This is a genomic window from Streptomyces sp. NBC_00078 (assembly GCF_026343335.1).
Lineage (GTDB): Bacteria > Actinomycetota > Actinomycetes > Streptomycetales > Streptomycetaceae > Streptomyces.
The window spans coordinates 2,873,262-2,885,661 of sequence record NZ_JAPELX010000001.1 but is presented as its reverse complement, the minus strand read 5'-3'; the positions used below and the strand labels follow the sequence as shown (position 1 = coordinate 2,885,661).

Here is a 12,400-nt window from a genome sequence, read left to right as displayed (position 1 = left end):
CGACCGGTTCGGTCGTAGCTACCGTAGAGTTACGTCTATTTAACACGCAAAACTCAATATGTAATGCAGGCTTGGGAAACACAAGGGGGTGCGCATGACTGGACGTGGCCAGGCTCGCGCCGGCGATCTGCTCGAACTGGTGCGAAGCGGGCGGGCCACCACGCGCGGCGCGCTCCAGCAGGCCACCGGGCTCTCCCGTGCCACCGTCGGCCAGCGCCTCGACCGGCTCTTCCGTGCGGGCTGGCTGCGCGAGGGCGCCGGCGGCCCGGTCGACTCGCCCCTCGGCGGACGCCCCTCCATCACCCTGGAGTTCGACGACGAGCACGCGGTGGTGCTGGCCGCCGACCTCGACACCCGCCACGCCCGCGCGGCCGTCCTCTCCCTGGCCGGCGAGATCCTCGCCGAGCACTCCGGCACGCTCGTCATCGAGGACGGCCCGGACGCCGTACTCGGTGAACTCGGCCGCTGGTTCGCCGAGTTGCTGGAGAAGGCCGGGCAGCCGGCTCGGACGGTCTGCGGGATCGGGCTCGCGGTGCCGGGGCCCGTCGACAGCGACACCGGCCGGGTCGTACAGCCGCCGATCATGCCGGGCTGGGAAGGCCACGACATAAGAGGCCGCCTCGCCGGAGCCTTCGCCGAGTGCGCGGGCGCGGGGGTGGTGCCGGTGCTCGTGGACAACGACGCGAACCTCATGGCGTATGGCGAACAGCGCACGGGATACGCGGGCTGTTCGGCGTTCGTGCTGGTCAAGGTGTCGACCGGTATTGGTGCGGGGGTCGTGGTCGACGGGTCGATCTACCGGGGCATCGACGGGGGTGCCGGCGACATCGGGCACATCCGGGTGGGCACGGAGGCGCTGTGCCGGTGCGGTGCGTACGGCTGTCTCGCCGCCGTCGCGAGCGGTGGCGCCGTCGCCCGGCGGCTCGCGGAGGCCGGGTTGCCGACGGCCTCCGGCTCGGATGTGCGGGATCTGCTGGCGGCCGGCCATCCCGAGGCGGTCGGGCTCGCCCGGGAGGCCGGGCGGCTGGTGGGGGACGTCCTGGCGACCGTCGTCACGCTGTTGAACCCCGGAGTGCTGATGATCGCCGGGGATTTGGCCGGAACTCCCTTCCTCACGGGGGTCCGGGAGTTGCTGTACCAGCGGGCGCTGCCCCGCTCCACGGCCCATCTGGAGGTCGTGACCTCGCGGCTCGGGGAGCGGGCCGGGCTGGTGGGGGCCGGGGCGCTGGTCGTGGAGCACCTGTACGCGCCGGAGCGGGTGGAGGAGCGGCTGCTCGCGATGGGTGTGTGACGTCCGCGTTTCTGTCCCGGATCGCGTCCGCATGGTGAAATCTGGCCGCCTGTGACAGCGTGATTCTTGCCACCCTTGATAAGGGCTACGCTCAGATGAGCGGATCATGAGCGACTGCACTTCTCCAAGGGGTGGCACGGAGTGCCACCCCTTGATCGTTCATCGATCGAAATCAAACGTGCTGAGAGGCGCTCATGTGAGCGCAATTCTGGGGCGAGTGAGGAGGGTTGCGTTCAAGAAGTGAAAACATGTGCCCGTCATCGCTTGCCAAGCTTTGACTTTCGATCCACTGGCGGACGACTGGTTACGGGCGCATGACGCGCGAGTAGACGTACCCAGACGCCTTCGATCTGGGTATGTTCCTCGCCGTCAGGGCAGCCACCGCGTCCTCGAGGGAGTCGAGACCGTGTCGGAAAACAAAGAACCCCACGTAGCGAAGTTCGTTTACGACTTCACCGAGGGAAACAAAGACCTCAAGGACCTCCTGGGTGGCAAGGGCGCGAACCTCGCGGAGATGACCAACCTGGGGCTCCCCGTTCCCCCTGGCTTCACCATCACGACCGAAGCCTGCAAGGTCTACCTCGACAGTGGCGAGGAGCCGGCGGCACTGCGTGACGAGGTGAGTGCGCACCTCGACGCTCTTGAGGCCCGCATGGGCAAGAAGCTCGGTCAGGCCGACAACCCTCTGCTCGTCTCGGTCCGCTCCGGCGCGAAGTTCTCGATGCCCGGAATGATGGACACGGTCCTGAACATCGGGCTCTCCGACAAGTCCGTGAAGGGCCTCGCCGAGCAGGCCGGCGACGAGCGGTTCGCCTGGGACTCGTACCGCCGCCTCATCCAGATGTTCGGCAAGACGGTCCTCGGCGTCGAGGGCGACCTCTTCGAGGAGGCGCTGGAGGCGGCGAAGGCGGCCAAGAAGGTCAGCGTCGACACCGAGCTGGAGGCCGCTGACCTCAGGAAGCTGGTCACCAAGTTCAAGAAGATCGTCAAGACCGAGGCCGGCCGGGACTTCCCGCAGGACCCGCGTGAGCAGATGGACCTCGCCATCCACGCGGTCTTCGACTCCTGGAACACCGAGCGCGCCAAGCTCTACCGCCGCCAGGAGCGCATCCCGCACGACCTCGGTACGGCCGTCAACGTCTGCTCGATGGTGTTCGGCAACCTCGGCCCGGACTCCGGCACGGGCGTCGCGTTCACCCGCGACCCGGCCTCCGGCCACCAGGGCGTCTACGGCGACTACCTGCAGAACGCGCAGGGCGAGGACGTGGTGGCGGGCATCCGCAACACCGTCCCGCTCGCGGAGCTGGAGCAGATCGACAAGAAGTCGTACGACCAGCTGATGCAGATCATGGAGACCCTGGAGAACCACTACAAGGATCTCTGCGACATCGAGTTCACCATCGAGCGCGGGCAGCTGTGGATGCTGCAGACGCGCGTCGGCAAGCGCACCGCGGGTGCGGCCTTCCGGATCGCGACCCAGCTGGTCGACCAGGGGCTCATCGACGAGACCGAGGCCCTGCAGCGGGTCACCGGCGCCCAGCTCGCCCAGCTGATGTTCCCGCGCTTCGACGAGGACGCGAAGGTCGAGAAGGTCGGCCGGGGCATCGCGGCCTCGCCGGGTGCGGCGGTCGGCAAGGCGGTCTTCGACTCGTACACCGCCGTGAAGTGGTCGCGCTCGGGCGAGAAGGTCATCCTGGTCCGCCGGGAGACCAACCCCGACGACCTCGACGGCATGATCGCGGCCGAGGGCATCCTGACCTCGCGCGGCGGCAAGACCTCCCACGCGGCCGTCGTCGCGCGCGGCATGGGCAAGACCTGTGTCTGCGGTGCCGAGGAGCTGGAGGTCGACACCAAGCGCCGGCGGATGACCGTGCCCGGCGGGCACGTGGTGGAGGAGGGCGACCTCATCTCCATCGACGGGTCCAGCGGCAAGGTGTACCTCGGCGAGGTGCCGGTGGTCCCGTCCCCGGTCGTGGAGTACTTCGAGGGCCGGATGCACGCGGGCGCCAACGACGCCGACGAACTGGTCGAGGCCGTGCACCGCATCATGGCCTTCGCCGACCGCAAGCGCCGGCTGCGGGTGCGCGCCAACGCGGACAACGCCGAGGACGCGCTGCGCGCGCGCCGCTTCGGGGCGCAGGGCATCGGCCTGTGCCGTACGGAGCACATGTTCCTCGGTGACCGCCGTGAGCTGGTCGAGCGTCTCATCCTGGCCGACACGGACGACGAACGCGAGGAGTCCCTCAAGCAGCTCCTTCCGCTGCAGAAGCAGGACTTCGTGGACCTGTTCTCGGCGATGGACGGCCTGCCCGTCACCGTCCGGCTGCTGGACCCGCCGCTGCACGAGTTCCTGCCGGACATCACCGAGCTGTCGGTGCGCGTGGCCCTCGCCGAGTCCCGCAAGGACCCGCACGAGAACGAGCTGCGCCTGCTCCAGGCCGTGCACCGCCTGCACGAGCAGAACCCGATGCTGGGCCTGCGCGGCGTACGTCTGGGACTGGTCATCCCCGGCCTGTTCACGATGCAGGTCCGGGCGATCGCCGAGGCCGCGGCCGAGCGCAAGAACGCCAAGGGCGACCCGCGCGCCGAGATCATGATCCCGCTCGTCGGCACGGTCCAGGAGCTGGAGATCGTCCGCGAGGAGGCCGACCTGGTCATCGCGGAGGTCGAGGCCGCGACCGGCACGCAGCTCAAGCTCGCCATCGGCACGATGATCGAGCTGCCGCGCGCGGCCCTCACGGCCGGGCAGATCGCGGAGGCGGCGGAGTTCTTCTCCTTCGGCACGAACGACCTCACGCAGACGGTGTGGGGCTTCAGCCGGGACGACGTGGAGGCCTCGTTCTTCACGGCGTACCTGGAGAAGGGCATCTTCGGGGTGTCGCCGTTCGAGACGATCGACAGGGACGGCGTGGGTTCGCTGGTCCAGGCTGCGGTGAAGGCGGGCCGTGAGACCCGCCCCGACCTGAAGCTCGGCGTGTGCGGCGAGCACGGCGGTGACCCGGAGTCGGTCCACTTCTTCCACGAGGTGGGTCTGGACTACGTCTCCTGCTCGCCGTTCCGGATCCCGGTGGCGCGCCTGGAGGCGGGCCGCGCGGCCACACAGTCGACGGGCAGCGACCACCGCTGACCCGACGGTCACCGGCCGGCCCTAAGGTCACCGGCCGGCCTTGCGGCCACTGAACCCCGGAGCCGCCGCCCGTCCCCGACCCTCAACACCGATGGGCGGCGGTTCCGGATCACCAAGAGAGGGCGGCACCCGTGCGGGGGTGCCGCCCTCTTGCGTCGTCCGGGCGGCGGGCCTCGTCTCGTACGCTGGGCATTCACCCGTTCGCGGAGGGAGTCGCCATGTCCGGCTGGGACGAGAAGGCCGTTCCTGACCAGAGCGGCCGGGTCGCCGTCGTCACCGGGGCCAACAGCGGGCTCGGGTACGTCGTCGCGCGGGAGCTGGCGCGCAAGGGGGCGCGGGTGGTGCTCGCGTGCCGCAGCGAGGTGCGGGGGAGCGCGGCGGCCGATCGGATCGTGGGCGAAGTGCCGGGTGCGGTCGCGGAGTTCGCCCGGCTCGACCTCGGAGACCTGGGTTCCGTACGGGAGTTCGCGGACCGGTTCCGTCACGAGCGGCTCGATCTGCTCGTCAACAACGCCGGGGTGATGGCGTTGCCGTACGGGACGACCGCGGACGGGTTCGAGACGCAGTTCGGGGTCAACCATCTGGGGCACTTCGCCCTGACCGGTCTGCTGTTGCCCGTGCTGCTCGGCACGCCCGGAGCACGTGTCGTGACCGTCTCCAGCGAGGCGCACGCCATGGCCAACATCGACATCGACGACCTCAACAGCGAGCGCCGCTACCGGCGTTGGATCGCCTACGCCCGCTCCAAGACCGCCAACCTTCTCTTCACGCACGAGCTGGCACGCAGGCTGGCGGCACAGGGTGCGGACGTGGTGGCGGCCGCGGCCCACCCCGGATACGCGGCCACCAATCTGCAGGGCACCGCACCCCGGATGGAGGGGCGCCGGCTCGCCGGGCGGGTGATGGAGATCGGCAACCGGGTCCTCGCGCAGTCGGCGGAGGCCGGCGCACTGAGCACGCTGTACGCGGCGACCGCCCCCGACGTGCGGCCCGACTCCTTCAACGGACCGTCGTTCATGATGTGGCGCGGCGCGCCGGCGCCCTCGTGGCGGGCACCGTGGACGCTCGACGACCGGGCGGGGGAACTGCTGTGGGCCGCGTCCGAGCAGCTGACGGGCGTGACCTACGCCGGCCTGAAGGTGTGAGCGTGAGTCAGCTGGTTCGTACCTCGTACGTCGCCACCCGTACCGACTCGTCGTCCAGGCACTCCCCGGAGGTCAGGTCGAACCGCTGCTTCAGCAGGGGCGAGGCGACGAAGGGGCGGCCCTGGTGGGTGCCGGTCAGGCCGCGGGAGAGGACCGCCGCGCCACCGAAGGGGTCGCGGTTGTCGATGGCGTAGACCTTGCCGCCGCGATCGCGGAAGAGGGCGGCCTGGCGGCCGTCGGGCAGAAGCGCGGCCACGCCTCGGCCGGGGATCAGCTCGGTGAGGTCGCAGACCGTCAACCAGCCGTTGTCCAGCTGGAGTTGAATCTTCAGTTCGGTCGTCTCGGGTGCCAGGGTCATCGCTGGGCGCTTCCTTCCAGGGGACGGTGGCCGATGGTGAGCAGCGGCAGGTCGGGCTTGATCTGGTCGCGCTCCGGGACGAAGCCGACGACCGGGTCGGGGGTGTCGGGCGCGTTCACGAAGGACACGAACCGGGCGAGCTTCTCCGGGTTGTTGATGGTGGTGGCCCACTCGTCGGCGTAGTTCGCCACGTGGTCCGCCATCAGGGACTCCAGCTCCTCGCAGATGCCGAGGGAGTCCTCCACCACCACGTCGCGCACGTGGCTCAGGCCGCCGGGGATGCGCTCCAGCCAGGTCGAGGTGCGCTCCAGGCGGTCGGCGGTGCGGATGTAGAACATCAGGAACCGGTCGATGAGGCGGACCAGTTCGGCGTCGGTGAGGTCCTGCGCGAGCAGGTCGGCGTGGCGCGGGGTCGCGCCGCCGTTGCCGCCGACGTACAGGTTCCAGCCGTTGGAAGTGGCGATGACGCCGAAGTCCTTCGACTGGGCCTCGGCGCACTCGCGGGCGCAGCCGGAGACCGCCGACTTGAGCTTGTGCGGGGAGCGCAGGCCCCGGTAGCGCAGCTCCAGGTCGATCGCCATGCGCACGGAGTCCTGGACGCCGTAGCGGCACCAGGTCTGGCCCACGCAGGACTTCACCGTGCGCAGCGCCTTGCCGTAGGCGTGGCCGGACTCGAAGCCGGCGTCCACCAACCGCATCCAGATCAGCGGGAGTTGCTCGACCCGCGCGCCGAACATGTCGATCCGCTGACCACCCGTGATCTTCGTGTAGAGGCCGAAGTCGCGGGCGATCTCGCCGATCACGATCAGGCCCTCGGGGGTGATCTCACCGCCGGGGATGCGCGGGACGACCGAGTACGAGCCGTTCTTCTGCAGGTTGGCCAGGAAGTGGTCGTTGCTGTCCTGCAGGGCCGCCTGCTCGCCGTCCAGGACATAGCCGCTCGCGCCGATCGTCGGGGCGAGGGAGGCGATGATCGAGCCGACCGCCGGCTTGCAGACCTCGCAGCCGTCACCGCTCCTGGCCTCCTCACGGCCGTAGCGGTCCAGCAGGTCCCGGTAGGTGTTGACGCGCAGGGCGAGGACGATCTCGTAGAGCTCCTCGCGGGTCTGCGAGAAGCAGCCGCACAGGCCCTTGTCGACCTCGACGCCGCTCGCCTCCAGCTCGGCGGTGACGAGCTGGCCGAGGACCTTGACACAACTGCCGCAGCCCGTACCGGCCTTGGTGCACTTCTTCACGTCGGGCACGGTGGTGCAGGAGTGCTCCGTCACCGCGCCGCGGATGGTGCCCTTGCTGACGTTGTGGCAGGAGCAGATGATCGCCTCGTCCGGCAGCGCCGACGGGCCGAGCTGGACGGACTCGCCGGCACCGGCGGGCAGCACCAGCGACTCGGGCGAGACGGGCGGAATGGAGCCGGTGAACGCCTTCAGCGTGCCGTAGGCGTCCGCGTCTCCGACCAGGATGCCGCCGAGCAGCGTGCCGTCACGGCCGATGACCAGCTTCTTGTACAGGCCCGCGCGGGAGTCGGAGTAGACGACGTCCAGACAGTCGTCGGTGGTGCCGTGCGCGTCGCCGAAGGACGCCACGTCCACGCCGAGCAGCTTCAGCTTGGTCGACAGGTCGGCGCCCACGAAGGCGGCTTCGTCGGAGGCGATGGTCGCCGCCACCGTCTCCGCCTGCTCGTAACCGGGTGCCACCAGGCCGTACACCCGGCCGTCGGAGGCCAGCGCGCACTCGCCGATCGCGAAGACATGCGGGTCGGCGACCGTACGGCACTGCTCGTCGACGGTGATGCCGCCGCGCTCGCCGACCGTCAGACCGCAGTCGCGGGCCAGCTGGTCGCGGGGGCGGACACCGGCGCTGAACACCACCAGGTCGGTGGCGAGTTCGGAACCGTCGGAGAGCTTCATACCGGTGACGGCGCCGGCCTCGTCGACCACGATCTCCTGCGTGCCCACACCGGTGTGGACCGACAGGCCCATGTCCTCGATGGTGCGCAGGAGCGCGGCGCCGCCGCCCTCGTCGACCTGCACGGGCATCAGACGCGGCGCGAACTCCACGATGTGGGAGGTGAGTCCGAGCCCCTTCAGCGCACCGGCCGCCTCCAGGCCGAGCAGACCGCCGCCGACCACGGCACCGGTGGTGCGGGTCTTCGCGTACTCCTCGATCGCGAGGAGGTCCTCGATGGTGCGGTAGACGAAGCAGCCCTCGGCGTCCTTGTTCGGGACGGGCGGTACGAAGGGGTACGAACCGGTGGCGAGGACGAGGGTGTCGTACGCGAAGACCTGGCCGGACCTGGCCGTGACGTTCTTCGCCGCACGGTCGATCGTCTCCGCCGGGTCGCCGACGTACAGCTCGATGCCGTGGTCGGCGATGAACTCCATGTCGGTCATGGAGAGTTCCTCGGGTGTCTTCCCGGAGAAGTACGAGGTGAGCTGCACGCGGTCGTAGGCGGGACGCGGCTCCTCGCACAGGACGACCACGCGGTGCGTGGCGGTCAGGCCGCGTTCGGCGAGCGCTTCGAGGAAGCGCTGGCCGACCATGCCGTGGCCGACGAGCACGATCGTGGGGGTGGCCCCCAGGGTGGCGGTCATCAGGAGCCTCCATCGTTGGTGAGCAGGTGGAGCAGTGGACCGTCGTCGGGGAGCGGCTCTGCTCCCTCCCAGGCGCGGGCGAGCGCGCCGACGGTGCCGAGTTCGCCGACGAGGACTCCGCCGACCAGGCGGTCGTCGCGGACGACGACCTTGCGGTAGGTGCCGCGGGTGGCGTCCGCCAACTGGACGACGTCGTCCCCGGGACGCGGCTCCGTCTCGCCGAACGCGGCGAGGTCGAAGGGGGAGTTCTGCCCGGCGAGCGTGAGCCGGGTCAGTGAACGGGTGCCGGTGTACCGGGCGTTCGAACGCCCGGCGAGCAACTCGGCGAGGATCTCGGCCTGTTCCAGCGCCGGAGTGGCGAGCCCGTACACGGTGCCGTCGTGCTGCACGCAGTCGCCGATCGCCCGGATGTGCGGGTCGGAGGTGCGCAGTTCGCCGTCGACGACGATTCCCTTGCGCACCTCAAGGCCCGCGGTCTGTGCGAGACCCACCCTCGGGTGGACACCACAGGCCAGGACCACGAGGTCGGCGTCGAGCGTGTAGCCGTCGTGCATCTCGACCGAGCGGACCACACCGCCCACGCACCGCACGTCGCGCACCCGGCACTCGGTGTGGATTTCCACGCCGAGGTCCCTCAGGTGCCGCTTCACCAGCTTCGAGGCGCTCGGGTCGAGCTGGCGCTCCATGAGCCGCTCGCCCTGCTGGGCGAGGACGACCTGCGCGCCACGCTGGGCGAGCGCGCGGGCCGCGGACACCCCGAGGAGCCCGCCGCCGATGACGACGGCCTTCGCCCCCGGCCGCACAGCCTTGGACAGGCCGAGGCAGTCATCCATCGTGCGGAACGCGTGCACACCCTCGGGCAGCACGTGGTCCGGCGTGAACAGGCCGCGCAGGGGCGGCAGCACCGGGTTCGAGCCGGTGGCCAGAACCAGCGTGTCGTATGCGATCTTCGAGCCGTCCGCGCACTCGACGGTCCGTCCGGCGCGGTCGATGCCGATGACCCGGGCGCGCGTCAGGTCCGCGGGGGACGGCAGCGCGATCACCTCGGGGCTGTAGCGCCCGGCCAGCACTTCGGCGAGGAGCACCCGGTTGTACGGGCGGTGCTCCTCCTCGCCGACGAGCGTCACGGGCGTGCCCAGCTCACCGAGCCGCCGGGCGAGACGGACGCCCGCGAGGCCGGCGCCGATCACCACCACACGCGTATTCGAGGTCATGCCTAGGAGCGTGCGGTGCGGGTGTTACCCGGCAGCATCACCACTGTTTCCCCCGAGGAACGCTGCCCTCTTCGGGAGCCCGCAGCGGGTGTGAGGGTTCCGGGGGCATGTCGGGGGCGGAGTGTGAGGTGGTCCACCGGGATGTGCTGTACGACGTGGAGATGGACACCGCGCGCGCAGTCGCTGGAGTGCGCGCGGACCATCGCGCGGGCCGTTGTCAGCGGCTCCCCGTGAGGTGCGCGAACACGACCACGTTCCCCTGGTAGCCGGTCGAGCGGGAATACCCGCCGCCGCAGGTGATCACCCGTAGCTCCGGCCGGTCCGCGGCGCCGTACACCTTTTCGTCGGGGAAGTGCTCGGCGCCGTAGACCTCGACCGCGTCCACCGAGAACAGCGCCGTGCCGCCGTCGCGCCGGTCCACCTCGATGCGGCTGCCCTTCTTCAGGGCGCCGAGGTCGTAGAAGACGGCGGGGCCGTCGGCGTTGTCGACATGGCCGGCGACGATGGCGGTGCCCCGCTCGCCGGGGGTGGTGCCGGCCTCGTACCAGCCGGCGAGGTTCTTCTTCGCGGCGGGCGGCACGTCGAGACTGCCGGCCGTGGTGAGGGCGAGGCCCATGACGGGTGCGTTCACACGGATCGACGGGATGCGGATCCGGTCGGGCGGGGACGGCGGCAGCGCGCGCGCGACGGGAGGTTCGCCGCCCTGGCCGGTACGGGCCGCCTGGGCGGCGGACGGCTGCGGCGGGGCATTCGTCTCCGCGCCGCCGCCGAGCAGCCAGGCGCCCGAGCACAGGGCCACCACCGTGACGGCGCCTATCGCGGCATTGCTGATTCTGCGCACGCGAGCCTCCTGCCTGGCGAGCGGGACCCTGGTGGACAGGGTGGACCCGGTCCCCCTCCGGGCCGCGAGGGGCGTCGGACCCGGAGGGGGCGGGACATGCGGTACCGGCGGACGGACAGCGGAGGGTGTCCGTCAGATCCCGTCGCCTCTCGCCCGGCGATGCAGGAGCCAGGTACCGCCCGCGGCGGCGACGGCGAGAGCCGCCACGCCGGCCGCGGTCTGCACGGGATCGGGGCCCAGAGCGCCGCCGACCCCCGTCTTCACACTTCCCCGGGGCTCCTGCCCGCGTGCCGCGGTCAGTGTCACCACCAGGTCGCCCTTGACCTGCCGGTCGCCCTCGGCGCACTTGGCGACGATCTCGTACGTCCCCGGCTGCGCGCTCGGCGGCACCCGGAACTGCCCGATCGCCTCGCCCTCGTGCGTGCTCGGCGCGAGCGTGAAGGCACCGGCCCCCACCGCGCCGGCATCGCCCGCCGCAGTGCCGTTCTCGCAGTCCGCGGTGGTCACCGTGACCTCGCCGCCGGGCACCACCGACGACGGAAGGACCTCCAGGGAGCCGCTGCTGCTGCCGCCGCTCCCGCCGTCGTCCGCGTACGCGGGCGCGGCCACGAAGCCCGCGGCGGCGACGGCGAGCGCGGTCCCGGTCAGCAGACGGGCGGTACGTCGCATCGGTGCTCCTTCGAGCTCTCTTCGGTGTCCTCTGCCCTTCCGAGGTAAGTGGCAGCGGCGCGAACGCGCTTCCTGAAGGAGTGTCAGAAATGTGGTGAATGGGTGTCAGATCGGCGCGCGGTGGGGCTGCTCGGGGCGACTTCCCGCAGGTCATCGGCGTGGGGCGGGGGCTGTACGGAAGAGCACCCGAAGGGCGCAGGGCGCGCGTGTGAACGGGTGACCCGGCGATCACGCCGCGGACTTGACCTCAAGGATGGTTGAGGTACGAGCCTGGGGCGCATGCAGATCACAGACACTCCCGACACCGCCCACGCCGCCCTCGCGGCCCATGCGCCCCTCACCGACGTGCCCCTCGCCGTCACCCTCGTCATCGGCAGCAACCGCCACGGACGGTTCGGCCCCGTCGTCGCCGACTGGCTCCTGCGCCACCTGCGCGACCACGACGACATGGCCGTCGAGGTCGTGGACGTCGCGGAGGCGGACCTCCCCACGACCTTCGCCCCGTCCCCCGAGGCGAGCGCGGCCCTCGCCTCCGTCACCCCGAAGCTCGCGGCCGCGGACGCGTACGTCGTCCTCACCCCCGAGTACAACCACTCCTACCCGGCCGGCCTCAAGAACCTCATCGACTGGCACTTCACCGAATGGCGCGCCAAGCCCGTCGCCCTCGTCTCCTACGGCGGTCTCGCGGGCGGACTGCGTGCCGTGGAACACCTCCGCCAGGTCTTCGCCGAACTCCACGCGGTGACGATCCGGGACACGGTGTCGTTCCACAACGCCGGCTCGTCCTTCACCGACGGCCACCTCGACGACCCGTCCGTTGGGCCAGCCTGGCAGTGGGGCAAGGGCCTATTCGGGACCGGTGCCAAGTCCGGCGGCCTTACTCTCGACCTTCCTCTTCTGCGCCCGAGCATGCGTGGATTGGGCGCCCAACAAGCCGCCATTTGCTCCGCTCGACACCTACCCGGCTGGAGCTGGCTGGACTGCCGACGGTCAGTTGAGGACCGCTGATCGGCTTGCATACGATCTCGCCCGGGACAACATCCCTACGTATATCAAGCGAACCGGAGACCGGACCTACGCCGGTGGATACCACGTCGAGACCGGTGAGATAGCCGTGGCGTCCTCTGGGGCACATGCGCCGGGAGGCTACAGCTACTGTGCGGA

9 protein-coding genes are annotated in these 12,400 nt (G+C 70.5%); 4 read left to right on the top strand and 5 right to left on the bottom strand.

Translation table 11 applies throughout. From position 1 onward, the window contains the following. Positions 1–94 precede the first annotated feature (94 nt). The 3 genes from OOK07_RS13455 (at position 95) to OOK07_RS13445 (ending at position 5,563) form a co-directional block, all read left to right on the top strand. Positions 95–1,291 carry an ROK family protein gene (locus OOK07_RS13455; RefSeq protein WP_266680091.1) on the top strand — a complete coding sequence of 399 codons (1,197 nt, stop codon included), beginning with the start codon at positions 95–97 and terminating at the stop codon, positions 1,289–1,291. Between the two features lie 406 nt (positions 1,292–1,697). After that, the gene (gene ppdK, locus OOK07_RS13450; RefSeq protein WP_266680090.1) at positions 1,698–4,418 is read left to right on the top strand and encodes a pyruvate, phosphate dikinase; all 2,721 of its coding nucleotides are present in this window, start codon (positions 1,698–1,700) and stop codon (positions 4,416–4,418) included. A gap of 218 nt (positions 4,419–4,636) precedes the next feature. Next, positions 4,637–5,563, top strand: a complete 927-nt coding sequence (locus tag OOK07_RS13445) for an oxidoreductase (RefSeq protein WP_266680089.1) — start codon at positions 4,637–4,639, stop codon at positions 5,561–5,563. Between the two features lie 7 nt (positions 5,564–5,570). Here OOK07_RS13445 and nirD read toward each other — a convergent pair whose 3' ends face one another. The 5 genes from nirD to OOK07_RS13420 all read right to left on the bottom strand — a co-directional run bounded on the left by nirD (position 5,571) and on the right by OOK07_RS13420 (position 11,236). Beyond that, complete coding sequence (nirD, locus tag OOK07_RS13440; RefSeq protein WP_266680088.1) at positions 5,571–5,921, bottom strand: nitrite reductase small subunit NirD; 351 nt, start codon at positions 5,919–5,921, stop codon at positions 5,571–5,573. Beyond that, a complete protein-coding gene (gene nirB, locus OOK07_RS13435; RefSeq protein WP_266796619.1) occupies positions 5,918–8,512 on the bottom strand; it encodes a nitrite reductase large subunit NirB in 2,595 nt (864 codons plus the stop codon). The genes nirD and nirB overlap by 4 nt, the downstream gene beginning before the upstream one ends. Next, complete coding sequence (locus tag OOK07_RS13430) at positions 8,512–9,726, bottom strand: NAD(P)/FAD-dependent oxidoreductase (protein ID WP_266680083.1); 1,215 nt, start codon at positions 9,724–9,726, stop codon at positions 8,512–8,514. Before OOK07_RS13430 ends, nirB begins: the two co-directional genes overlap by 1 nt. A 217-nt stretch (positions 9,727–9,943) precedes the next feature. Further along, positions 9,944–10,567, bottom strand: coding sequence for a class F sortase (locus tag OOK07_RS13425; RefSeq protein WP_266680081.1), 624 nt, complete (start codon positions 10,565–10,567; stop codon positions 9,944–9,946). A gap of 132 nt (positions 10,568–10,699) precedes the next feature. Beyond that, a complete protein-coding gene (locus tag OOK07_RS13420) occupies positions 10,700–11,236 on the bottom strand; it encodes a GVDTG sorting domain-containing protein (protein ID WP_266680079.1) in 537 nt (178 codons plus the stop codon). Positions 11,237–11,515: 279 nt separating this feature from the next. Between OOK07_RS13420 and OOK07_RS13415 the strand changes: the two genes are divergently transcribed. After that, complete coding sequence (locus tag OOK07_RS13415) at positions 11,516–12,244, top strand: NADPH-dependent FMN reductase (protein WP_266796616.1); 729 nt, start codon at positions 11,516–11,518, stop codon at positions 12,242–12,244. Positions 12,245–12,400: the final 156 nt, after the last annotated feature.

Bases quoted from the DNA above. Each gene is read 5' to 3' on its own strand.
- OOK07_RS13455 (WP_266680091.1), top strand. From the start codon at position 95: ATGACTGGACGTGGCCAGGCTCGCGCCGGCGATCTGCTCGAACTGGTG.
- OOK07_RS13445 (WP_266680089.1), top strand. From the start codon at position 4,637: ATGTCCGGCTGGGACGAGAAGGCCGTTCCTGACCAGAGCGGCCGGGTC.
- nirD (WP_266680088.1), bottom strand. From the start codon at position 5,921: ATGACCCTGGCACCCGAGACGACCGAACTGAAGATTCAACTCCAGCTG.
- nirB (WP_266796619.1), bottom strand. From the start codon at position 8,512: ATGACCGCCACCCTGGGGGCCACCCCCACGATCGTGCTCGTCGGCCAC.
- OOK07_RS13430 (WP_266680083.1), bottom strand. From the start codon at position 9,726: ATGACCTCGAATACGCGTGTGGTGGTGATCGGCGCCGGCCTCGCGGGC.
- OOK07_RS13420 (WP_266680079.1), bottom strand. From the start codon at position 11,236: ATGCGACGTACCGCCCGTCTGCTGACCGGGACCGCGCTCGCCGTCGCC.
- OOK07_RS13415 (WP_266796616.1), top strand. From the start codon at position 11,516: ATGCAGATCACAGACACTCCCGACACCGCCCACGCCGCCCTCGCGGCC.